The sequence below is a fragment of the Stenotrophomonas sp. YJH_SMC_123 genome (assembly GCF_059368215.1).
Genome location: NZ_JCAFRM010000005.1, coordinates 240,568 through 263,459, shown reverse-complemented (window position 1 = coordinate 263,459; position 22,892 = coordinate 240,568). Strand labels below are relative to the sequence as shown.

The 22,892-nt window shown below is 67.2% G+C and carries 20 protein-coding genes and 1 riboswitch; of the genes, 12 read left to right on the top strand and 8 right to left on the bottom strand.

Annotation, left to right across the window (positions count from 1 at the left end):
• Positions 1 to 195 precede the first annotated feature (195 nt).
• The gene (locus AC5P5W_RS13665; protein ID WP_032962241.1) at positions 196 to 1,359 is read right to left on the bottom strand and encodes an acyl-CoA dehydrogenase family protein; all 1,164 of its coding nucleotides are present in this window, start codon (positions 1,357 to 1,359) and stop codon (positions 196 to 198) included.
• 257 nt (positions 1,360 to 1,616) lie between these two features.
• Between AC5P5W_RS13665 and AC5P5W_RS13660 the strand changes: the two genes are divergently transcribed.
• A complete protein-coding gene (locus AC5P5W_RS13660; RefSeq protein WP_197574833.1) occupies positions 1,617 to 3,293 on the top strand; it encodes a 4Fe-4S dicluster domain-containing protein in 1,677 nt (558 codons plus the stop codon).
• Positions 3,294 to 3,358: 65 nt separating this feature from the next.
• Positions 3,359 to 3,760 carry a c-type cytochrome gene (locus tag AC5P5W_RS13655; protein ID WP_014645538.1) on the top strand — a complete coding sequence of 134 codons (402 nt, stop codon included), beginning with the start codon at positions 3,359 to 3,361 and terminating at the stop codon, positions 3,758 to 3,760.
• Here the strand turns inward: AC5P5W_RS13655 and AC5P5W_RS13650 are convergent.
• The gene (locus tag AC5P5W_RS13650; protein ID WP_046427896.1) at positions 3,754 to 7,353 is read right to left on the bottom strand and encodes an ATP-binding protein; all 3,600 of its coding nucleotides are present in this window, start codon (positions 7,351 to 7,353) and stop codon (positions 3,754 to 3,756) included. The two genes, AC5P5W_RS13655 and AC5P5W_RS13650, sit on opposite strands and share 7 nt — an antisense overlap.
• 75 nt (positions 7,354 to 7,428) lie before the next feature.
• Between AC5P5W_RS13650 and AC5P5W_RS13645 the strand changes: the two genes are divergently transcribed.
• The 7 genes from AC5P5W_RS13645 (at position 7,429) to pnuC (ending at position 16,247) form a co-directional block, all read left to right on the top strand.
• Positions 7,429 to 8,067 (top strand): response regulator, encoded by a 639-nt coding sequence (locus AC5P5W_RS13645; protein ID WP_014035550.1) that lies wholly within the window; start codon positions 7,429 to 7,431, stop codon positions 8,065 to 8,067.
• A 375-nt stretch (positions 8,068 to 8,442) separates the two neighbouring features.
• Positions 8,443 to 9,213 (top strand): hypothetical protein, encoded by a 771-nt coding sequence (locus AC5P5W_RS13640; protein WP_014645535.1) that lies wholly within the window; start codon positions 8,443 to 8,445, stop codon positions 9,211 to 9,213.
• 112 nt (positions 9,214 to 9,325) lie between these two features.
• Positions 9,326 to 11,314 (top strand): peptidoglycan-binding protein, encoded by a 1,989-nt coding sequence (locus AC5P5W_RS13635; protein WP_053494689.1) that lies wholly within the window; start codon positions 9,326 to 9,328, stop codon positions 11,312 to 11,314.
• A gap of 247 nt (positions 11,315 to 11,561) precedes the next feature.
• Entirely contained in the window at positions 11,562 to 11,969 is a 408-nt protein-coding gene (locus tag AC5P5W_RS13630) for a glycine zipper 2TM domain-containing protein (RefSeq protein WP_014645533.1), read from the top strand.
• Between the two features lie 121 nt (positions 11,970 to 12,090).
• Positions 12,091 to 13,215 (top strand): phosphotransferase enzyme family protein, encoded by a 1,125-nt coding sequence (locus AC5P5W_RS13625; RefSeq protein ID WP_197574347.1) that lies wholly within the window; start codon positions 12,091 to 12,093, stop codon positions 13,213 to 13,215.
• A gap of 98 nt (positions 13,216 to 13,313) precedes the next feature.
• Positions 13,314 to 13,409, top strand: a riboswitch (TPP riboswitch).
• A 70-nt stretch (positions 13,410 to 13,479) separates the two neighbouring features.
• The gene (locus AC5P5W_RS13620; RefSeq protein WP_111206050.1) at positions 13,480 to 15,669 is read left to right on the top strand and encodes a TonB-dependent receptor; all 2,190 of its coding nucleotides are present in this window, start codon (positions 13,480 to 13,482) and stop codon (positions 15,667 to 15,669) included.
• Between the two features lie 8 nt (positions 15,670 to 15,677).
• On the top strand, positions 15,678 to 16,247 hold the full coding sequence (gene pnuC / locus AC5P5W_RS13615) for a nicotinamide riboside transporter PnuC (protein ID WP_495221210.1): 570 nt from the start codon (positions 15,678 to 15,680) through the stop codon (positions 16,245 to 16,247).
• Between the two features lie 104 nt (positions 16,248 to 16,351).
• On the opposite strand, the gene AC5P5W_RS13610 is transcribed toward pnuC, so the two are convergent.
• The 6 genes from AC5P5W_RS13610 to AC5P5W_RS13585 all read right to left on the bottom strand — a co-directional run bounded on the left by AC5P5W_RS13610 (position 16,352) and on the right by AC5P5W_RS13585 (position 20,269).
• Positions 16,352 to 16,771 carry a hypothetical protein gene (locus AC5P5W_RS13610; protein ID WP_111206051.1) on the bottom strand — a complete coding sequence of 140 codons (420 nt, stop codon included), beginning with the start codon at positions 16,769 to 16,771 and terminating at the stop codon, positions 16,352 to 16,354.
• A gap of 119 nt (positions 16,772 to 16,890) precedes the next feature.
• Complete coding sequence (locus tag AC5P5W_RS13605; RefSeq protein WP_126411590.1) at positions 16,891 to 17,196, bottom strand: hypothetical protein; 306 nt, start codon at positions 17,194 to 17,196, stop codon at positions 16,891 to 16,893.
• Between the two features lie 69 nt (positions 17,197 to 17,265).
• Positions 17,266 to 18,240 carry a Dyp-type peroxidase gene (locus AC5P5W_RS13600; RefSeq protein WP_111206052.1) on the bottom strand — a complete coding sequence of 325 codons (975 nt, stop codon included), beginning with the start codon at positions 18,238 to 18,240 and terminating at the stop codon, positions 17,266 to 17,268.
• 123 nt (positions 18,241 to 18,363) lie between these two features.
• Positions 18,364 to 18,732 carry a VOC family protein gene (locus AC5P5W_RS13595; protein WP_032959386.1) on the bottom strand — a complete coding sequence of 123 codons (369 nt, stop codon included), beginning with the start codon at positions 18,730 to 18,732 and terminating at the stop codon, positions 18,364 to 18,366.
• Between the two features lie 68 nt (positions 18,733 to 18,800).
• Entirely contained in the window at positions 18,801 to 19,568 is a 768-nt protein-coding gene (locus AC5P5W_RS13590) for a helix-turn-helix transcriptional regulator (protein ID WP_046427864.1), read from the bottom strand.
• Between the two features lie 125 nt (positions 19,569 to 19,693).
• Positions 19,694 to 20,269: an OmpO family porin gene (locus AC5P5W_RS13585; RefSeq protein WP_005411880.1), complete on the bottom strand. Its 576-nt coding sequence runs from the start codon at positions 20,267 to 20,269 to the stop codon at positions 19,694 to 19,696.
• A 161-nt stretch (positions 20,270 to 20,430) separates the two neighbouring features.
• On the opposite strand from AC5P5W_RS13585, the gene AC5P5W_RS13580 reads away from it, so the two are divergent.
• From AC5P5W_RS13580 to AC5P5W_RS13570, 3 genes are all read left to right on the top strand, one after another.
• Entirely contained in the window at positions 20,431 to 21,435 is a 1,005-nt protein-coding gene (locus AC5P5W_RS13580) for a DUF2268 domain-containing putative Zn-dependent protease (protein ID WP_495221209.1), read from the top strand.
• Between the two features lie 211 nt (positions 21,436 to 21,646).
• Positions 21,647 to 21,919, top strand: a complete 273-nt coding sequence (locus tag AC5P5W_RS13575; protein WP_010487149.1) for a hypothetical protein — start codon at positions 21,647 to 21,649, stop codon at positions 21,917 to 21,919.
• Between the two features lie 167 nt (positions 21,920 to 22,086).
• Complete coding sequence (locus AC5P5W_RS13570) at positions 22,087 to 22,773, top strand: L,D-transpeptidase (protein ID WP_014645514.1); 687 nt, start codon at positions 22,087 to 22,089, stop codon at positions 22,771 to 22,773.
• Positions 22,774 to 22,892 lie beyond the last annotated feature (119 nt).

The window sequence follows — 22,892 nt, the reverse complement described above, 5'->3', positions numbered from 1 at the left end:
CGGGGTGGCTGTGGATCGCTGCTGGTGGGTGTGACCTGCTTCTGGTGGGTGCGGACCTTGGTCCGCACTGTTCCCCGGTCGCGTGCCGAAGGAGTGTGCCAACCAAGGTTGGCACCTACCAAAGACAGGTCAAGGCGGCTGCAGAAACTTCTGGAAAGATGTGCCAACCAAGGTTGGCACCCACCGGACCAGGTTTCAGAACGCGTTGATGCCGGTCAGTTCGCGGCCGATCACCAGCTGGTGCACGGTCTCGGTGCCTTCATAGGTGATCACCGATTCCAGGTTCAGTGCATGCCGGATCGCCACGTGTTCGGTGGTGATGCCGGCCCCACCCAGCAGATCGCGACATTCGCGGGCGATGTCGATCGCCATGCGGCAGTTGTTCCATTTGGCCAGGCTGACCTGCTGCGGCTGCAGCTGCCCGGCTTCCTTCAGGCGGCCCAGCTGCAGCGCCAGCAGCTGCGCGGTGGTGATGCGGCGGGCCATTTCGGCCAGCTTGATCTGCGCGCTCTGGGTGGCCGCCAGCGGGCGGCCGAACAGCACGCGCTCCTTGGCATAGCCCAGCGCTTCATCCAGGCAGGCAATGGCCGCGCCGATCGGGCCCCAGCTGATGCCGTAGCGGGCCTGGGTCAAGCAGCCCAGCGGCCCCTTCAGGCCCTTCACGTTCGGCAGGCGGTGGCTGTCGGGCACGCGCACGTCATCGAAGAACAGCGCGCCGGTCAGCGACGCGCGCAGGCTCATCTTGTGCTTGATCTCCTGCGTGGTGAAGCCGGCCATGCCCTTCTCCAGCACGAAGCCCTGGATGCCGTCCTCGGTCTGCGCCCAGACGATGGCCAGGTCGGCCACCGGGCCGCTGGTGATCCACATCTTGCTGCCGCTGATGCGCCAGTCGCTGCCGTCGCGCACCGCGCGGGTCTTCATGCTGGCCGGATCGGAACCGCCATGCGCCTCGGTCAGGCCAAAGCAGCCGATCAGCTCGCCGCGTGCCATCGCCGGCAGCCACTGCTGGCGCTGCTCCTCGCTGCCGTAAGCGTAGATCGGGTACATGCACAGCGAGCTCTGCACCGAGACGAAGCTGCGCAGGCCTGAATCACCTCGCTCCAGCTCCTGGCAGATCAGGCCGTAGCTGACCGCACCCAGATCACCGCCGCCGTATTCGGCCGGCAGGGTGGCGCCCAGCAGGCCCAGCGAGGCGATCTCCGGCACCAGTTCAGAGGGGAAACGGGCCTGGTCGAAGGCATCGCCGATGATCGGCAGCACGCGCTCGTTGGTGAAGCGGGCGACGCTCTCCTGCACCGCGCGCTCTTCCTCATTGAGCAGGGAACGGACATCGAACAGATCGTACGGATGCAAAGCCATGGCACTCACGCGCAGTCAGGACCCGGCCATTGTCGGTCATCCGGGCAGAGCGTGCCGACCAGGGTCGGCACCCACCCGGGCCGCAGCCTTACGCTGCACCGCAGCAATCGTGACGTGAACATCGGCGATCTAGCTCGATCACGCGCGGCCCGGTACCCTGACACATTCAAACAACCGTTTCGCTCGTGGCTGCACGCGCGATTCCCAGGCACCGCCGGTGGCCCCGATGCCGGCCCTACCCACGAGTCATGCAATCGATGAGCGCTGAAGCCAACGCCCTGCCCCCGCGTGAAGTAATGGAATTCGACGTGGTGATCGTCGGCGCCGGCCCCGCCGGCCTGGCCACCGCGATCCGCCTGCGCCAGCGCGCGATCGAAGCCGGCCGCGAGTTGTCGGTGTGCGTGCTGGAGAAGGGGTCCGAACCAGGCGCGCACGTGCTGTCTGGTGCGGTGATGGATCCGCGCGCGCTGACCGAGCTGTTCCCGGACTGGGCCGAGCGCGGCGCACCGCTGAAGCAGAAGGTCACCCGTGACGAATTCCTGTTCCTCAGCGAAACCGGCGCGCGCAGCACGCCCAACGTGCTGCTGCCGGAGTGCTTCCACAACGAAGGCAACTACATCATCAGCCTGGGCGAAGTGACCCGCTGGCTGGCGCAGCAGGCCGAGGCGCTGGAAGTGGCGATCTTCCCCGGCTTCGCCGCAGCCGAGGTGCTGTACGGCGACAACGGTGAAGTGATCGGCGTGGCCACCGGCGACATGGGTATCGAGAAGGATGGCAGCATCGGCCCGGCGTTCGAGCGCGGCATGGCGCTGCAGGCGAAATACACGATCTTCGCCGAAGGCGCGCGCGGCCATCTCGGCCGCCAGTTGATCGCGCGTTACACGCTGGACGAAGGCAAGGACCCGCAGGCCTACGGCATCGGCATCAAGGAGCTGTGGCAGATCGACCCGTCCCGGCATGAGCCGGGTCTGGTGGTTCACGCCGCCGGCTGGCCGCTGGACAGCGACACCTACGGCGGCGCGTTCCTGTACCACGCCGACGGCGGCAAGGTCGCCATCGGCTACGTGGTAGGCCTGGACTACAGGAACCCGTGGCTGAGCCCATTCGAAGAGTTCCAGCGCTTCAAGACCCATCCGTCCATCCGCAAGCATCTGGAAGGCGGTACCCGCATCGGTTACGGCGCGCGTGCGATCACCGCCGGTGGCCTGCTGTCGCTGCCGAAGACGGTGTTCCCGGGCGGTGCACTGGTCGGCTGCGAGGCCGGCTACCTCAACGCCAGCCGCATCAAGGGCAGCCATGCCGCGATCAAGACCGGCATGCTGTGCGCCGACGCCGCGTTCGACGCGCTGGCCGCCGACCGCCAGCACGATGAACTGAGCGCCTACCCGAAGGCGTTCGAAGCCAGCTGGCTGTTCACCGAACTGCAGCAGGCCAAGAACTTCAAGCAGTGGTTCAAGAAGGGCCAGACCGTGGCCACGCTGATGACCGGCGTCGAGCAGTGGCTGCTGCCGAAGCTGGGCGTGCGCAACCCGCCGTGGACCCTGCACCGCACGCAGCCGGATCATGCCTGCCTGGAACCGGCCGCCAAGCACACCCGCATCGCCTACCCGAAGCCGGATGGGGTGCTGACCTTCGACCGCCTCAGCTCGGTGTTCCTGAGCAGCACCAACCACGACGAGAACCAGCCCAGCCACCTGACGCTGAAGGACCCCAGCATTCCGGTGAAGGTGAACCTGGCCGAGTACGCAGGCCCGGAAGCCCGCTATTGCCCGGCCGGTGTGTACGAGTTCGTTGGCGAAGCCGACAACGCGCGCCTGCAGATCAACGCGCAGAACTGCGTGCACTGCAAGACCTGCGACATCAAGGATCCGACCCAGAACATCGTCTGGGTGACCCCGCAGGGCGGCGGCGGCCCGAACTACTCGGGCATGTGATCGCCCCGGGCTGCGACCGTGTGTCGCAGCCCGACCGCTCCACCGCACCGCTATCCTGCCCACCCATGCGTGCCTGCCGCCTGCTCACCGCCGTTGCCGTGGCCCTGCTTGCCACGGCCTGCCAGCGCCCGCCCGCGGTGCCGGCCACGCCCGAACAGGCCCGGCAGCAGGCCATGCAGCGCGCGTTCGAACTGTGTGCCGGCTGCCACACCGTGCAGCCCGGTGGCATCCACCGCTTCGGACCCAACCTGCACGGCGTGATCGGCCGCCGCGCCGGCAGCCTGCCCGACTATGGGTATTCCGACGGCATGCGCCGCGCCGACATCACCTGGACCGCACAGACGCTGGATACCTTCCTGCAGTCACCCACGCACCTGGTGCCGGGCACCCGCATGTACAACGCCTTCCCCAGCGCAGAACGCCGCGCCCTGGTGATCGCCTACCTGCAGCAGCAGTCGGCTCAGTGAGCCAGGCGCTGCAGCTGTTGCTGCAGCCGCGCCACGAACGTCGTTACGGTGGCGAACAACGGCGCCGTATCGGCCTCTGCCGCATCCTGCAGGCGCTCGACCAGGGCATTGGCCTGCTGGGCCAGTGCCGTGGCCCCGATCGCCCCGAGCCCGCCGGCCTGGCGATGCAGGTGCAGCGCCGCAGCCTGGCGGTCGCCAGCCTGCACGGCGCGCTGCACGGCGGCCAGGTCACCCTCGCTGGCCTGCAACAGGCTGTCGCGCAGCTGCTCGGCCACCACGCGCGAGCCGAAGCGCTGCTGCAGGGTGGCCAGATCAGGCAATGCTTCACCGTCGTCGGCGGCAACCTCCGGCACCGGCACCTCGAACGACTGGCCCTGGGCCTGCGGCAGCCAGCGCAGCAGCGCCGCACGCAGCGTGGCCAGCGACAGCGGCTTGGCCAGTACCTCGTCCATGCCGGCCTCGCGGCAGCGGCGCGCATCGTCGTCCAGCACGCTGGCGGTCAGCGCCAGCACCGTCAGCCGCGGCTGGCCGGTACGGCCCTCGCGTTCGCGCAGCAGGCGGGTGAAGCCAAATCCATCGAGTACCGGCATGCGGCAGTCGGTGATCACCAGGTCGAAGCTCTCCGACGACAGGCGATCCAGCGCCTGCTGGCCATCGCCCAGCAGCACATGGGGCACGCCCAGCTGCTGCAGCCGCCACGCCATCATCGCCTGGTTGGTCGGGTGGTCCTCGATCACCAGCACCCGCGCCTGGCGCAGCGCGGCGGGCAGCAGCGCGGACTGGTCCTGCTCGGCCAGCAGTGCCGCCGCGTCCTCGCTGCCGGCCTCCACCAGCGATACCCGCACTTCGGCGCGGGTTCCTTCGCCCAGCGTGCTGTGCAGGGTCAATTCGCCCTGCATCATCTGCACCAGTCGCTGGCAGATGCTCAAGCCCAGGCCAGTGCCGCCGTGGTCACGCTGGATGTAGGCACCGGCCTGCGTAAAGGGCGCGAACAGGTGCTGCAGTTGTTCCGGTGCGATGCCGATGCCGGTGTCGGTAACGCTCAGGCACAGCGGTTGCACGCCGTCTTCGCTGGTCGGCCCCAGCACCTCCAGCTGCAGGCGCACCTCGCCCTGTGCGGTGAACTTGATGGCATTGCTGAGCAGGTTGAACACGATCTGGCGCAGCCGCACGCCGTCCACTTCGTGGGCCGGCGCCAGCTCGGGATCGATCTGCACGTGCAGCGCCAGGCCACGCGCGCTGGCCTGGGCCGACAGCAGGCGGCACACGCTCTCCAGCAGGGGCCGCAGCGGTTGCGGCACCGGTTCCAGGCGCAACGCCCCTGCTTCCAGCCGCGAGTAATCGAGGATGTCATCGAGGATCTGCCGCAGCATCTGGGCCGAATCCTCGATAACGCCGAGGATGCGCTGCTGTTCGCTGTCCAGCGGTGAGTGCGCCAGCACCTCCAGCATCCCCAGCACGCCACTCATCGGCGTGCGGATCTCATGGCTCATCGTGGCCAGGAAGCGCGATTTGGCCTCGGCGGCCTGCTCGGCGTCCGCCTTCGCCGCCGCCAGGGCATCGGCCTGCATCCGCGCTTCGCTCACGTCCACCCAGTAACCGCTCCAGATCACCGCGCCCTCTTCGGCGGCATAGGGGTGGGCCTGGCTGCGCACCCAGCGCACGCCCTCCCCATCGCTGCGCAGGCGGAACTCCAGGATCAATGGGGCGAACTGGCGCGCGGCCTGCTCGATGGAGTGCAGGATGTGCGCGCGGTCCTCTTCCTCGATGCGTTCCAGCAACACCCTCGCATCCTGTTCGGCCTGCTGCCGTGTAATGCCGAACAACGCAGGCAGGTCACCGGCGATGAACGGGAAGCTGAGCGCGCCATCGGCGTCGCGACGCGCCTGATAGACCACTGCAGGCAGGTTGTCGGTCACCTCGGCCAGACGCTGCTCCAGCTGGCGACGTCCTGCCACCTCGCGGCGCAGCCGCCAATGGCCAACGCCATGTACCAGCAGCGCGGTCAGCAGCACCAGCAGCACCGGCACGCCCCACCGCAGCACCTTGTTCCAGTCGACACCGTTGCGGTACTCCACCCCCAGCCAGGCATTGCGCAGGGCCTCGCGCTTGCGTGGGGTCATCTGCAGCAGCAGGCGATCGAAGGTGGTAGCCAGTGCCGCGTGGCGGCGGTCCACAGCCAGCACCAGCTGGTCGTTGAAGCCGGCCGGTGCCGCCACCTGCAGCCGCCCCGGGAAACGGCTGCGCAGCAGGTGATCGACCACGGCAAGGTTGCCGATGTACGCATCGGCGTCGCCAGCGAGCAGGCGCTGCAGCGACTGTTCGGCGCTGCGTGCAGCGATGATCCGCGCCTGCGGTGCCTGCTGCAGCACGTAGCCGCGCACACGCTCCGGGTCGGACAGCAGCACGCGCTTGCCCTGCAGGTCAGCCAGGCCCAGCAGCGACTCGCCATCGCTCCTGACCACGATCACGTTCGGCACGCTGATGAAGGGCTGGCTGAACACCCAGTCCGGGCCCAGGTACCGTGAATCGACAGGAATGCCCATCACCGCCTGCAGCTCACCGCGGCGGGCCTTCTCGCGCACCTCGTACCAGTCGTGGCTGTCCTCGACCTGCAGGTTGGCACCGGCCTGCATCAGGCGCTGCAGGTATTCGCTGGCCAGCCCGCTGGGCCGGCCATCCTCGCCGGTGAACGACAGTGGCGCGGCATTCGGGGCGAAACCGATCTTCAACGGCTGCTCCAGCACGCGCTTCTCGGCCTGGCTCAGCGCCAGCTGCGCCGATGCCGACCAGTGCGGCGGTGGCAGCCATCGTTGTGCGAGGGCATCACGCTGGGCCTGGCTGGTGGCCGCCAGCGCCAGGTCCAGGGCTTCAGCCAGGGGTTGCTTGCTGTTGGGAATGCCGAAGTGCAGCCGTTCAGGGGGCAGGTCGCTGGGCCGCAACAGCGCCACGCCCTGCAGGCGCCGGCTGGCAATCAGCTCGGTGGCGACAAAGGCATTGCCGATGTAGACGTCGGCCTTGTCGTCTCTGACCATTTGCAATGCGCTCAACGTGTCGTTTACGACAAGCTGGCGGGCACGCGGGAATCGGGCGCGCACCTGCGGACCGGTCAGGAAATCCTGCTCGATCACCACCCGCAGACCCTCCAGGTCGGGCATGTCGGAGGCACGCAGGTCGTCCGGCCGGCCCACCAGGGCCAGCGGCGCTTCGCTGTAGGCCGCGGTATAGACCATGCAGCGGGTGCGGTCGGCACTGAGGCCGACATTCATCACCACGTCGATCTCGCCACGACATGCCGCATCCAGCACGGATGTCCAGTCCGGATAGCGGCGCGCCTCGACCTTCATGCCGAGCTGGCGTGCAAGATGCGACAGGTAGTCCGGTCCCAGACCGACCTGCTGGCCGTCACGGAGGGACTCGAAGGGCGGCCAACCGCTGTCATACTGCCCGACAACGATGGTCGGATGCGCCACCAGGTATTCGCGCTGCAACGGGCTGAGCGGCAGCAGCCCAGGGGCCGGCTGTGCCTGGGCCACGGGCAGGGCCAGCACCGCCAGCAGCAGGAGCAGCCCGCGAACAGCCCACCTACGCATCTGCGTCGATCTCCTAGAATCCTGCCAGGGACCGCGATGGTCGCGGCCCGGCGTGCCCGATGGCCATACTAGAGCATGAGCTTGCGCATCATCATCGCAGACGATCACCCGGTGGTCCGCATCGGTACCCGCGCCGTCATCGAGTCGAGCGGCGTGGGCCGCGTGGTCGGCGAGGCCGACAGCGCGCAGGCGCTGATGACCCTGCTCGCCAACCAGCCCTGTGACCTGCTGGTCACCGACTACTCCATGCCGGGCAGCCCGCAGGCCGATGGCTTCGCCATGATCGGCATGATCCGCCGCCGGCATCCGGACCTGCCGGTGCTGATGCTCAGCGTCTCCAGCAACCTGGCGATCCTGCGCATGGTGCTCGACAGTGGCGTGCTCGGTCTGGTCGACAAGAGTTCGTCAATGGACGAGCTGCCGCAGGCCATCCAGTCGGTGTACCGCGGCCAGCCCTACATCAGCCGCAGCCTGCGCGAGCGGGTGGACGCGGCCGGCAGCTGGCGCATGCGCGAGGGCGACGGCAAGCCGTTGTCACCACGCGAAGTGGAGGTGCTGCGACTGCTCGGCACCGGCATGACGGTGAAGGAGATTTCGCTGCAGCTGCACAAGAGCGTCAGCACCATCAGCCGGCAGAAGGGCGACGCCATGCTCAAGCTGGGGCTGAAGGGCGACGCCGAATTGTTCGACTACCTGCGTGACGGCAAGATCTGAGACGCACTTCACATCACAGACCCGGCTGCCGCCCCCCTCTTTGACGGCCTGCGGATCTGTGCCAAGATGGGCAGGCATGAGTTCTCAATGCGAGGTCGAAGGAATCGACCGGCTCATGTCCTCGCTCCCGTCCGTGGTGGATGGGGTGCGGCTTCCTGCCGGCCGTCTGGCCCGGCAACGCTGACCATGGAGAGGCGCATGCAGTCCCCCCCCGAGCTACGTTGGACCCTGCCGTTGCGGCCCCTGCGCGCATTCGCGGCATGCCTGCTCGTCTCTCTTTCCGCTGCCGCCTGCAGCGCCGCCGATCCGGCCCCCTCGTCCTCCCGGCCTGCGCCTGCGCAGGCTGCCAAAGCGCCCCGACAGGATGTTGCCCCGATGCAGAACCCCTCCCCCGATGCCGCCGTCACCCCGCCCGACGCGCCGACCGTGATGTATTTCATCTACCAGGTGGATGGCGACGGTGCGACGTCCTATGAGGTCCAGAACGGCAGCGTGGCGACCTTCTGGTTCGGCCACCGCTTCACCCTGGACGGCACCACCTACTACACCGGCTTTTCCTGGGATACCCGCGAGCATTACGGCAAGCCGGGCGAACAGCAGCCGGCCGGCCCCGACGACCGCGCCAATCTGGCCGAGGCCACCTTCGTACTGGCCGGCGGCGACGCGAAGAAGCCGTGGAAGTTCCGCGGCCAGGAATGGACCATCGGTGCGCTCGGCGCCTACGACAAGGCCGACGACGTCGATACCCGGCGCAAGCCGATCGAACACCGCACCGCCGACGGCCGCCTGCTGCTGGCGGTGCCGACCAGCAGCTTCGACCGCGGCATCAGCAGCAGCGGCTACGCCCTGCTGCTGTTCAACCCCAAGCGCAGCGAGGACGACCTGGACAGCAAGGTCTGGCGCTACGTCGGCTCGGTGCGCACCGGCGAAGACAACAGCGCGGCCTGCGACGACGGCAACGTGATGCCGTGCACCGACAGCGATGGCGAACTGGCCTTCGTGGCCGATGGCAACGGCCTGCCGCAGCTGACCGTGACCTTCAAGGGCACCACCATCGAAGCCCCGGGCAAGACCCGCGCGCTGGGTGCCGGCGACACCGTGCACTACCGCTTCGACAGCAAGGCCCAGCAGTACATCGCGCCCTGATTTCCATCCGCCGCAGGCGGGTTACCTGTTGACCGACATGTTCTTGACTCACGGATGAGTCCGGTTGGCGATTCGCGGCATCGGCCGCTCCATCAACCCCGAGGAAAACGTCATGGCACAGCATGACTACAGCAAAAAGGAAGTCCTGGACATCGTCGAGCAGGTCGCCCGGCAGAAGGGCATCCCGGTCGATGACTTCATGCGCTTCGCGCACATCGAGACCGGCGGCACCTTCAACGAGCGCGCCCACAACACCTCGACCGGCGCCAAGGGCCTGTTCCAGTTCGTGCCCGGCTCGGCCCGCCAATACCACCTGACCGGCCACGAATTCGACCCGACCCGCAACACCGAAGCCGCCGCGCAGATGTACCAGGACAACCTGGGCTCGATGGCGCGCCGCAATGAGCGCACCGGCCACCCGTACCTGTCCGGCGGCGACACGCCGACCGGCCTGGACCTGTACCTGGCCCACCAGCAGGGCAGCGCCGGCTATGGCTCGGTGCAGACCGCGATCGCCACCGGCACCTTCGGCGTGGTCCGCAACGGCCATGGCGAAGAGATCAACATGCGCCGCAACGTGCTCAACCAGATCGGGTCCGATGCCAAGGCGCTGACCGGCCACACCCTGGCCGAAATGCGTGGCATGAACGACGGCGACCTGGCGCGGACCTTCTCCAGCTACTACATCCACAAGTACGCAGCGATCAGCATCCCGGAAAAGCACATCACGCCGCAGACCGTGGCACCGGGCCAGGCCCAGGCTCCAGGCACACCTGCGCAGGCCGCCGCAGTGGGCGCCGCTGCGGCCACGCTGGCGGCGACCGCAACGGCTCCTGCTGCGCCGAAGCCGGGCATCGAACTGCACGCCGCGTACGACGCTGGCGTGAAGTACGACGATGTGAAGTACGCCATCAACATCCCGGGCCACGCGCTGTACGTGCCGGGCAAGACCGGCAAGAACGTGGACCAGGGCTACATCGATTGCTCCGGCTGGGTCGGCACCCTGCAGAACCGGACCATGGACGAGATCAACCAGAAGGCCGGGCACGCTGTCTTCAGCAAGGCCGACCGCATCGACCTGGGCAACCTCGGTTCCGGCGGCATCGTGCACAAGGCCGTCGAACAGTCCGGCGTGCTGCTCGAGCGCGACGCCATCCTCAAGCCCGGTGCGCTGAAGGAAGGCATGGTCATCGGCCTGGATACGGCCAGGACCCGCCACGAGCACTGGAATGGCATCGACCACATCGTGATGGTGGTGCGCGACCCGAATACCGACAAGCTGCTGATCAGCCAGTCCACCGGCAGCAAGGGCGTGCACACCATGCCGGTGGAGGATTACCTCAAGCAGGTGAAGGACCACCCGCACTGGAAGCTGTTCGCGTCGGACCCGTTGTCCAAGGCGCGCGACCTGCTGGAAAGCCGCACCCAATCGCATGAGCAGACCCAGGGCAAGCCTGCGGCCGAACACAAGGCCGCTGCCGCCCCGCACGCCGAGCTGTACAAGCCGGGCGCGCACAGCGAGGGCGTGCGCAAGGTGCAGGAGCAGCTGGGCCACCTCGGCTATGCCGGGGCCGACGGCAAGCCGCTGGCCGAGGACGGCCGCTTCGGCCGCAATACCGAAGCGGCGGTACGCCAGCTGCAGAAGGACAACGGGCTGGTTGCCGACGGCATCGTCGGTGCAAAGACGCTGGATGCGATCAAGGAGGCCCGCGAGCGCCCGCTGCTGAACGACGAGCGGCACCCGCGCAATCCGATGTACCTGCAGGCCACCGAAGGCCTGGAGCGGATGCCGGCGGGCACCTTCAAGGACCGCCACGCGCTGGAAAGCGCCGCAGCGGCCCTGACCAGGGAGGCGCATGCCGCCGGCCTGCAGCGCATCGACGCGGTGGTGCCCAGCCCGAACGGTGAGCGCCTGTTCGCCGTGCAGGGCACGGTCGGTGACCCGGCGGCCAGCCGCGTTGCGGTGGAAACCCGCACCGCCAGCGAGCAGAGCATGGCGCTCAGCAGCGGCGCGGTGCAGGGCGCGCCGAACGTGCTGCACCAGCAGCAGGACGCGCAGCAGGAACAGACCCGCCAGGCGCAGAAGGCCATGGGCGTCTGAGCCCGCAGCGCCTTGCAGACCGGGAGGGGCCGCGCCATGCGCGGCCCTTTCCCTTTCTGCCAGCTGAGCGGTAAAAGCCACTTTCAGCCTTGCTTCATGCCGCCTGCCGCTAGATGAATGCGCAAGCCGCCCGGTAGGCCAGGCAATGTTCCGGCAATGTCGGAACGCCAGCGTGGTCTCCACGGCAGCCGGGGCGCCCCGCGCCCTCCCTGCCCAGCGTGGCATGCACCTCACAGGAGAACCGAACATGCTCAGTACTTCCACACTCAGCTTCCGTGGTCTGGCGATGGCCCTGGCACTGGTTGCCGGTGTCGCCGTGGTCAGCGATGCCAGCGCGATGTCGAGGAAGGACAAGCGCACCCTGGTCGGCGCCGTGGTCGGTGGCGTGGCCGGCAACCTGCTGTCCAACGGCGACCCTGCGGCCACCGTCGGCGGTGCCGTGGCCGGCGGCGCGATCGGCAACCTGACCACCTCCGACCGCCGCGACCGCCGTTACTACGACAATCGCCGTTACGACGACCGCTACGATCGCCGTTACGATCGTGGCTACTACCGCAGTGGCTACTACGACCGTGGCGATGACCGCCGCTGGCAGCGTGAGCGCTACTACGACAACCGCTACTACCACGACCGCGGCCGCCATCGCGGCTGGTAAGCAGCGCCGACATACCGATGACGCGGAGACGGGCGGGTCGATGACCCGCCCGTTTGCGTTGGCCACGCGCATGGCGTTGAATGCGCAGCCTTGGATGTGACTTTCCCGGTCGGACTGTGGCATGACGTCTTCCTCCCACCGCGTGCAGGGCCTCAACAACGACGAGGTCGCTGCCGACTGGCCACCGATCAGCGCGGCGGACATCGCGTGGCTGAGTACGCGTTACCCGCAGCTGGGCGGGCACAGCCAACCCCGCTGGCACAGCCCGCGGCCGCTGTCTGCCGCCGCCATCGTCAATGGCACGCGCGCACCGGTATTCATCAAGCGCCACCACCACAGCGTGCGCAGCGCGGCCTGTCTGGAAGAAGAACACCACTTCATCGCCCATCTCGCCGCCGCCGGCGTGCCAGTGGTGCAGGTGCTGCCGGCCACCGATGGCCACACTGCGGTCGAACACGGCGAATGGACGTTTGAACTGCACGATGTCGGCGTGGGCGACGACCTGTATCGCGACGCGGTGTCGTGGTCGCTGTTGACCGATGTCGCGCAGGCCCGCGAAGCAGGGCGCACGCTCGCACAGCTGCACCGTGCCGCCGCCAGCTACCACGCGCCCCAGCGCAGCACCCATCTGCTGGTGGCGCGCGACGACCTGATCCGTGCCGACGATCCGATCGCCGCCATCAAGGCAGGACTGGATGAACGTCCCGGGCTGGCACGCTATCTCGCGCGCATTCCATGGGAAGCACAGCTGCAGCGCGACGTGCTGCCGTGGCACGCCGGCCTGGCCGAGCGCCTGCGCGCCGAGCCCCGGCTGTGGGCGCACAACGACTGGCATGTCTCCAACCTGCTGTGGCGCAACGGCGAGGTCAGCACCGTGCTGGATTTCGGCCTGGCGTCGCCCACCAGCGCGCTGTTCGACCTCGCCACCGCGATCGAGCGCAACGCAGTGGCGTGGCTGGAACTGGAGCGCGGCATGGAGGCAGTGCGCATCGATATCGCGCTGGCCCTGCTCGACGGCTACCGCGAGGTGCTGCCGTTGTCGGCGGCACGCGTGCACCTGCTGGCCGACCTGCTGCCAATGGTCCATTTCGACTTCGCACTGTCCGAAGTGGAGTACTTCGAAGGTGTCACCCGCTCAACCGCGAATGCCGACGTGGCCTGGCAGCCCTTCATGCTGGGCCATCCGGCGTGGTTCCACAGCGCGCCGGGGCGGGCACTGCTGCAGGCCCTGCACGCCGTCGCGTGATCCGGTTGACGCAGCGTTGCGGTCAGATCCCTTTCCGCAGGAAAGGGATCTGACCCCGGCTGGCGCTCGCAAATCCGTACCATTTGTAGTGAAATGGTCACCTGAAGCGGGGGTGCCTGGATCTGCCAGGCTGAGAGAGTCCCTTGGAACCTGATCCGGTTTGCACCGGCGTAGGGAGCTTTGAGCCGCAGCCACACCCCCATCATGGGCCGGTGCACCTGCGCGCCGTCGCTTCGTCTCCCTTGTTGTCCGAAGACGAACCGAATGAACCGCTGCCTGCGCCCCACCCTGCTCTCACTCGCCCTCTGCGCCGCGCTGCCGCTGCATGCCAGCGAGGCCGAGGCCACCACCGATGCGGCTGCCACTGGTGCCGAACGCTCGCCGACCGAACTGGCGGCGGTGCGCGTGGAGGCCGGCAAGCCGAAGGCCGATACCTCGCGCGTGAATGCCTTCGGCGGCGGTTCGTGGAAGGACACGCCGGCTTCGGTGAACGTGCTCGAGCGCGACTATCTCGAACGTCGCCAGGTACGTTCGCTGTCCGAGCTGGCCAGCAACGATGCCTCGCTGGGTGATGCGTATGCACCTGTGGGCTACTACCAGAACATCGCCATCCGCGGCTTCGCGCTGGACGCCGCCACCGGCTACCGCTTCAACGGGCTGTCCATCGCCGGCGAGCAACGCTTGGCGCTGGAGAACGTGCAGTCGGTCGAGATCCTCAAGGGTGAAGCCGGCCTGGCGGCAGGGGTGATGGCGCCGGGCGGGATCATCAACTACATCGGCAAGCGCCCGGCTGAAGTACGCACCGCCACGCTCGGCACCGATTCGGAAGGCTCACGCTACGTCGCCGTCGATGTCGGCCACTGGATCACCCCGCGTTTCGGCCTGCGCCTGAATGCCGCATGGGACTCCAGCAATTCCTACGTCGCGCACGCCGATGGCCGCCGCAACTTCTACTCGCTGGCCGCCGACTGGCTGATCGGCGAGCGCGGCAAGCTGGAAGTAGATGCCAACTACCAGACCAGCTCGCAGCGCTCGGTGTCCGGCTACCAGCTGCTGGGCGCGCGTGACCTGCCGCGCGGTGTCGACCGCGAGCACCTGCTCGGCTACCAGCCGTGGCAGCGCCCGGTAGATATCGCCAGCACCAACATCACCGCGCTGCATACCTACGACTTCAACGATGCCTGGCAGTCGCGCGTCTCGGTCGGCCACAGCCGCTCGGTGATCGATGACAACGTCGCCTTCGCCTACGGTTGCTACTACGCCGTGCAGTGCGCCGATGGCAGCGTGCCAGGCAACTACTTCGCACCCAACGGCGACTACGATGTCTACGACTACCGCAGCCCGGACGACACCCGCCGCAACCAGCAGGCCCGTGCCGAGCTGCGTGGCCGCTTCGAGACCGGCAGCGTCGGCCATCAGCTGACCCTCGGTGCCGACTACTTCCGCCGCACCGTGGACAAGCGCCCGAGCGTCAACGAGTACGTCGGCACCAGCAACATCCACGACCCGCAGGTGCCCGTGTTCGCGCCGTCGCCGAAGATGCCCGGCCCCTCCGCACGACGCCTGGACAGCCGGCAGACCGCGTTCTTCGCGCTGGACCGGATGAGCTTTGGCGATGACTGGCAGTGGTTGGCCGGTGGCCGCTTCGTGCGCCTGGACGAGCGTGCCTACGACAAGCGTGGCGTTCCGCAGCGGCACAGCCGCCTGTCGCGGTTCCTGCCGCAGACCGCGGTGGTGTGGAAGGCCACCGATCAGCTCAACGCCTATGCCAGCTACGTGCGCGGCATTTCGCTGGGCCAGGAAGCGCCGTTCTGGACCAGCAATGCCGACACTTTCCTGCCGTCGGTGCAGTCGCGCCAGCTGGAAGTAGGCGTGAAGTACGTGCCGGTCGAGGCGCTGACCCTGGGCGCAGCCGTGTTCCGCATCTCGCAGCCGTACCAGTACGCCAGGCCCGACAGCAGCGACGTCGGCTACACCTTCGTCGAGGAAGGCACGCAGACCCACACCGGCCTGGAGCTGACCGCCAACGGCCAGCTGACCGACGCACTGCAGATCGTGGCCAGCGCCAGCATGCTGCAGGCCCGGGCGCGCGACACCGGCACGCCGGCCTATGAGGGCCATCAGCTGGTGAACGTGCCGAAGGTGCGCGCCAGCGTGCACGTGGCCTACGCGTTGCCGTTCGTGCAGGGCCTGGACGTGACCGGTGGCTGGCGCTATGCCGGTGCCAACGTGGCACGCGCCGACGGTGGCGTGCGCGCGCCGGACTACTCGGTGTTCGATGCCGGCCTGCGCTTCCAGCATCGCCTGCACGAACGCGCGGTGACCTGGAACCTGTCGGTGGACAACGTATTCAACCGCTTCTACTGGCGCGATACCGGCAGCAGCGGCGGTGACTACTACCTGTTCCCCGGTGCACCGCGACAGGCCCGCCTGTCGGTGACGTTCGCGCTGTGAGCGGCGTGATGCTCGAGTGGACCGCCGCGCTGTGCAGCATCCTCGGCGTCTGGCTGATGGCCAGGCGCCGGCTGTCGGCATGGCCGGTGGGCCTGCTGTCGGTGGCGCTGTATGGCCTGGTGTTCGCCGAGGCCAAGCTGTACTCGGACACCCTGCTGCAGGTCGCCTTCGGTGGCTTCCTGGTCTATGGCTGGCTCAACTGGCGGCAGCACGCCGCCGATGAGGACAGCATCCGCATCGTGCCACTGGCACGCGGCACGCTGCTGCGCGACCTGGCCTTCGGCCTGTGCGGTGGCGTGGCGCTGGGTGCGGCCATGCACACCTTCACCGATGCCGCGCTGCCCTGGCTGGACGCGATGCTGACCGCGCTGAGCCTGGTCGGCCAGTGGTGGCAGGCACGCCGCCACGTGGCCTGCTGGTGGGTGTGGATCGCGGTGGACGTGGTCTATGTGGGTGCGTACCTGTTCAAGTCGCTGCACGTGACCGCGGCACTGTACGTGTTCTTCCTCGGCCTGGCCGTGTTCGGGCTGCGCGCATGGAGCGCCGCCGCGCGTGAACCGCAGGTGGCAACGCGATAGAGCCACGCCATGCGTGGCCGGGCTACCGGTAGTCGCCAACCTGGGTTGGCGCGCCTGCCGACCAAGGTCGGCATCTACTCACCACATCCACGCATGGCATGGATCTACTTCGGCTCCAGCAACAGGCCCAATCGCATCGGTTGGCGCATGTCGGCCGGCGGTGCCGCCTGCAACGGCGCGGCCTGCAGCGTCGCGCGCAGGTCGGCGTCGACCTGGGCATCGCCCAGACTGTCGAATTCCAGTTTCGAAATACGGCCATCCGCCGCGATCCACACGCTCACCGGCAGCGGTGCCGGTGTGTCAGGGTGCGCCTGCAACCACGCCAGCACACGCTGCGCCTGCGGGTCCTGTTCCTGCTGCAGGCGCTGCTGCAGCTGGCCACCCACGGCGGCGGCGTAGGCCATCCAGTGCGCAGGGGCTTCCTGCGCGGAAACGCTGGCACTCCCCAGTGCCAACGCGCCGAACACCGTGGCCAGACGCCGCCACCAGCGGCGCATGCCGGTCCTGTTCCCTGCCATGGCCATCACCTGCCTCCTGCGCTCCCATCCAGCGCGCCATGGTCGGCGCCCTAGATGACAGGCGGATGGCGGGCCATGATGGCGCCGCGCGTCGAGCTTGCCCGATTGCGAGGGATTGCCTTCGATCAGTCCAGGCAGGCCTTCAGATCATCACGTGTCCAGCCGGTGAGACCTGCACCCTTCCAGTAGCGTGCAGACGTACCAGCCGGGACAGGGGCAAGCTCGACAATGGCAATCACCCCATGGTTCACAGGGTTGTCGATGACAATGCGCTGCCCGGATTCAGTGGGCAGCACGCGCACGACCTTGTTGCGTTGTGTCCACGTCTGGGACAGGCAGACGGTGACCTGCTGTACCGATTTCGAAGAAGCAAATGACTCGGGTGCTTGTTCAAGCAGACCAGGTGCTGTCGAGCAGCCGGCGATGCCCATGAACAATGCCGCCAGGAATGGGGCTCTCAAGACAGACATACGTCCTCCAGATGCATACGCGTGCGTTGATCACTCGCCCAGGTCGGCCAGCACTTTGCGCGAGGGCGCGAAGAAGGTCACGCCGGTGGTGGCGGTGGAGAAGTCGAGGATGCGGTCGTGCAGCGGTGCAGGATTACCGATGAACATGCGCTCGAGCATCTTCTCGATCACCCACAGGCGGCGCGTGTAGCCGATGAAGTAGGTGCCGTACTCGCCGCGGCCAGGGTTGGCGAACGGCATGTTGTCGCGCAGGATCTCGTGCTCGCCGTCGGCATCCTCGATGGTGCATAGCGTCTTGTGCGATTTCTGCGCATCGGCCGGCGCGTCGTCCAGCTCGATGTTGTCGTGCTTGGTGCGGCCGATGATCGCCTCCTGCGCCTCGGTCTTCTGCGCGCGCCACGCATCGAGGTTGTGCAGGTACTTCTGCACCACCACGTAGCTGCCACCTGCGTGGTCCGGATCCTCGTCACCAACAATCGTGGCTTCGGGCAGCGACAGTCCTTCCGGATTGGCGGTGCCGTCGACGAAGTCGAGCAGGTCGCGGCCATCGAAATAGCGGAAGCCGGCCACGTCATCGACTGCTTCCACCGCATCGCCGAACGCCATCAGCAGGTTGCGCTCGAACGCCACGATCAGGTCCATGGTGCGTGCGCGGATGTGGTACAGCAGGTCGCCCGGCGTGGACACGGCAGTGTGGGTCGCGCCCTTGATCTCGCGGAACGGCTGCAGCTCGCGCGGCGGCGTGGTGCCCACCAGCGGCTGCCACACGCGATGGCCGATGGCCACGTTGCAGGTGAAGGTGCGCTCGATCTCGCGGATGGCGGTGTTCTTGATCAGGTCATCGGTGCTGGCCAGCACCTCGCGCGCCTTGACGATCGACGCCTCGTCATCCTTCACCTTCAGCACCAGGAACGCCGCCGAATGGGTGAGCGGCGCAGTGATCTGCTGCGGCTCGTTGTCGAGCGAGTGGTTAAGGGCGGTGATCGGTGCGGGCTGGGAATTCACGGCAGTTCCTGCTGGCTTCAGACGGGTGCATCGCCGGTGGCGATGTGCCGGCGATCATAGCGGAACCGCCAGACCGGGGACGGAGCGGTTCTCGTTCCGTCCACCGGCGAAGGTACGAAGACCTCAGTCCACATCACTCCAGACCGCCAGTTCGTAGCCATCCAGATCGCGGAAGTGGAAGCGGCGGCCCCCGGGGAAGGCGAACACCGCCTGCACCACTTCGCCACCGGCGGCGACCACGCGCTGCTGTGCGTCGGCCAGGTCCGCGCAGTACAGGATTACCAGCGGTCCTCCGTGAGCACGCAACGGCGCGTCAGACACGAAGCCGCCCTTCAGCCGGCCATCGTCGAACTCGGTGTAGGACGGACCATAGTCGGTGAACTGCCAGCCGAACACCTCGCCGTAGAAGCGTTTGCTGCGGGCGATGTCGGCGACGTTGAATTCGATGTTGTCGATGCGGCGTTCGGCTTCGTGGGTAGCTTCGTGGCTCATGAGGTTGCTCCGTGATTGGAACCCCAGCTTCGGTCAGCGCGGCACGGCGGTCTTGAACAAAACGGCCATCATTGTCCCCACTCCAGGCGCAGCTCGCTGGCGGTCATGCCAGTCAGCTCGCGCGCCTCGCGGCTGAGATGGGCCTGGTCGGCATAGCCGGCATCAGCGGCCAGCATCGCCAACGAATGCTGTGGCAGCGCGCGACTCTGGCGCAGGAAACGTTGCAGCCGCAGGATCCGCTCCAGCGTCTTGGCGCCGTAGCCGAACTGCGACTGGCTGAAACGCCGCAGGCTGCGCGGGCTCAGGCCCAACTGCGCCGCCAGCGTATCCAGCGTGGCATTACCCGCGGCGAGCGCTTGGAACAGGACATGGGCGCGCTGCGCCGGCGTATCGAGCGCGGCCGCACCCATGTGCTGTTGCAGGCAGTGCGCCATTCGCTGCAGGCGCTGTGCAGGCGCGGTGTCGCCGATGGAGGCCGCCGCCTTGTTCGCCCACGCGCCCTTCAGATCAGCCAGTGGCACGGCCTGGCCGATGATCCCGGCCAAAGGCAGGCCCAGCGCGGCCAATGCCTGGCCGGGGCGGAAGCGTGCGCCCAGCACCTGCGCACCGGGTGCCAGCGCCGGGTGCGCGGCCACACGGTCCGGGCCGACGACGAACAGCGCACCGTCGCGCCAGAGGATATCCACGCAGCCATCGGGCAATACGGTGATGTGCCCATCGGCATCGGCAGGAAGCTGGCTCTGCCACAGCTGGCCAAAGTGGCCGCGCAGCGGCGCAGGCGTCAGATGTTCCTGGTAGGTCGTGCCGGTGCCTGCAAGAGAGGAAGGGTCGCCCATGCCGCATTGTGGCGCCACGGGGCCCATAAAAGTGAAGCCCGGCGCGAGGCCGGGCTTCGGTTGGCGTGTGGGAGAGAGAGAGAGAGTCACACGCCAGCACAACACGCACTAACGACAGGCGTTTGTTACCAGGTGAAGCGCGGGCCCACGAACCACTCGCGGTCGCCGGCCTTGGCCAGCTTCACTTCGCCGCTCAGGCCCCAGTTCTGGTTGAACTTGGCGGTGGCGCCGACACGGCCGTAGAACTCGCCGTCCGGGTTGATGCCGTGCTTCTTGGTGTAGTCCTCGTAGCCGGCCATCACGTAGCCTTCCACGTACGGGTTGAACGCGGTGCGCACGCCGACTTCGGTCGAATAGCCGTTGAAGTCCAGGCCATGCTTCATGTCGAACTTCTGGTACGCAACGCGGGCCACCAGGTCGGTGTTCGGTGCGATGCCGTAGTTGTAGCCGGCACCGATGCGCCACTGGTCGACGTCATTCTTGAACTTGTCGGTCTCCTGCGCGCTGTAGTCGCCGAAGATGTGGAAGTTCGGGTGCACCGCCACGGAACCCTTGACCTTCCAGCCATCGGCGTCGCCGCCCTTGGCATCGGTGTTCACGTAGCCGCCTTCAACGTAGTTGTACGACAGGCCGTCGGTTGCCGATGCAGCGAACGGCAGGGCAGCCAGGAGACCCAGGGCGAGCAGCGAATTCTTGTTCATCGGGACACACCTTTAATTATTTTGGTTTCGTCGGCCGCCTCCCGGGAGGGGGAGAGAGAGGAGGCGGTCGACAGGTGTGAATTATCCGTTAGGGGGTCTAATCGACCCTGAATATTGAACTGACTGGTGTATAAATAAGGCTGGCGTTCAGGGAACTCCACATGCCGCACGCGTCCGTCGCGTCACTGCTGTTTCCGCCCCATGCGCGCCGCGCGGTGCGGGTGCTGCTGCTCGTCGCCCTTCCGATGATGCAGCTGCCAGCCAACGCCGCCGAGCGCGCCCAACCTTCTGCACGCATCGTGGTACAGACAGACGATGTCACGCGTTTCTTCAGCGTGCTGGATGCCACTGGAGGAAAACCAAGTGCCGAAGACCTGCAGCGCGGCTATCTGGACACCGGCACGGAGGCATTGCGCAGCTTCACCGACAGCCGCATCGGATCAATGGAGCGTTTGGCCAGGGCCATCCAGGACAAGCCGGCGTTGTTCGCCAGGGCGCGGACCTGTGCAGCGGCATTGCCGGCGATCCGCGCGCGGGTTGCCGACGCACTCGATCGGTTGGGCACGCTGCTCCCCACTGCACGTTTTCCTCCGGTCACCGTGCTGGTCGGGCGGGGTAACAGCGGCGGCGTCACCACCGAAGATGGTGTGGTGATCGGACTGGAAGCACTGTGCAACGCCGACTGGATGCAGCCTGACGTCGGCGATCGTTTCGTGCACCTGATCGCCCATGAGTACGTGCACGTGCAACAGCCCGGTGCGAGCGTCGATGTCGCGCAGCCCACCCTGCTCTATCAGACGTTGCTTGAAGGCGGCGCCGAGTACGTGGGTGAACTGATCTCGGGGCAACCGGCCAACGCGCATCTGCGTCGCTGGGCCCAGGGCCGCGAATGTGCGCTGGAGCGCGCGTTCGTACAGGACAGTGGGGGCACCGATCTTTCGAAGTGGCTGTACAACGGCCCCGGCGATGAAGCACGACGTGGAGATCTCGGATACTGGGTCGGCTACCGCATCGCGCGCAGCTATGTTTCCCGCGCGCCAGACAGGACCAGGGCCATCGCCACGCTGCTGGATGTGCGGCCCGACACCGCCGCGACCGTGTTCGAGGCGAGTGGATGGACGCCTGCCTGCACTGCTTCCAAAGGCATGGAAACGCAAGTGCTGTGAGAGCCGCTTCATACTGATGAATTGGCGACCTTGAACAGGCACAAGGCACGCCGCCGACGTAGATCAGCTCGCCTGATCCCGCTTGTTAATGTTGGGTCAGGGGCCGGCTTCACAGTGCTTCCACGTATTCAAATTCCAGCTGAAAGCGCTTGGTAGCGGCGGGAACAAACGCCGCTATATTCCAGCTTCCCCAGACGAAGGAGGGAGTGCAATGAACCTGAACCCGCAACACATGAAGACGGCCCGCGCACTTGCTGTAGCGCTCATCGCCACCGTCAGCCTTGGCGCCTGCGCGTCATACAAGAACGAGTTTGCCACCATCAACTCGCGTCTCGATCAGCTCGACGTCAAGGTGCAGGGCGCTGCGCAGAGCGCGGAGTCCGCCAACCAGTCCGCACAGCAGGCCAATCAGCGCCTGGACCAGATCGAAGGTCGCGTGCAGCAGCTTGAAAGGGCACCTGCCGGCCGCAAGCCGCGCGGGTAATCGCTCCCTCACCTTTTGAATTGATCCACCTCTGTATCGGGTGTATCGGGGACCCAGTGGCCTTCGCCGGCCACTGGCATCCTTCCACCCACGATTGCATTGCAAGGAGCCGTCCCATTCGTACTTCCCCCTCCCCTGCACGCCGCGCCCTCCATGCCTCCCTGGCCATGGCACTGGCCGTTGCGTGCAGCGGCGTAGCCAACGCCAGGGACAAGGACGCACCTGCACCATCGGTCGCCGCCGTTGATGAACTTCCGCCCGACCAGAGCGTGTCCGAGACAGTGATCGAGCTGGCCGGCTGGGTGGTCGCCAGCAAGGACAACCAGGGCTATCCGTTTGCGGTCATGGACAAGGCGGCGGCGCAGGTTCTGGTCTTCGGCGGTGACGGCAAGCTGCGCGGCGCCGCACCGGCGCTGTTTGGGTCGGCGATCGGCGACCATTCCGCACCGGGCGTCGCCAAGCTCGCACTGAGCGCGATTCCCGGCCACGACCGCACCACGCCTGCCGGCCGCTTCATTGGCGGTTACGGCCCGTCCGACGATGCCGGACGCGTGCTGTGGGTGGACTACGATTCCGCCGTGTCGATGCACCCGCTGCCGCCGGGCAGCCCGAAGGAAAAGCGCGCCGAGCGGTTGGCATCGCCCTCGCCGGACGACAACCGCGTCACCCACGGCTGCATCAATGTCTCGCCCGCGTTCTACGAGCAGATCGTGCAGTCCACGTTCGAGAAGGGCGGCGTGTTCTACATCCTGCCGGACAAGGATTCGATCGCGAAGACGTTCCCGGAGTTCGCGCAGAGCCGTGCCGTCACAGATGGCAACCAAAAGAAGACCGCACAGCACGCTGGCGAGTAGTGCGTTTGTGCGTCCGCCCTGGGCGTTGTGGGCACATGCCGCCCGCCGGGCGGCTGCGATGCACAGTCTGCTCATGGAGAGTCGCCTGCGTGTGAGGCGTGGTGCCCCCGAGGCCCGGC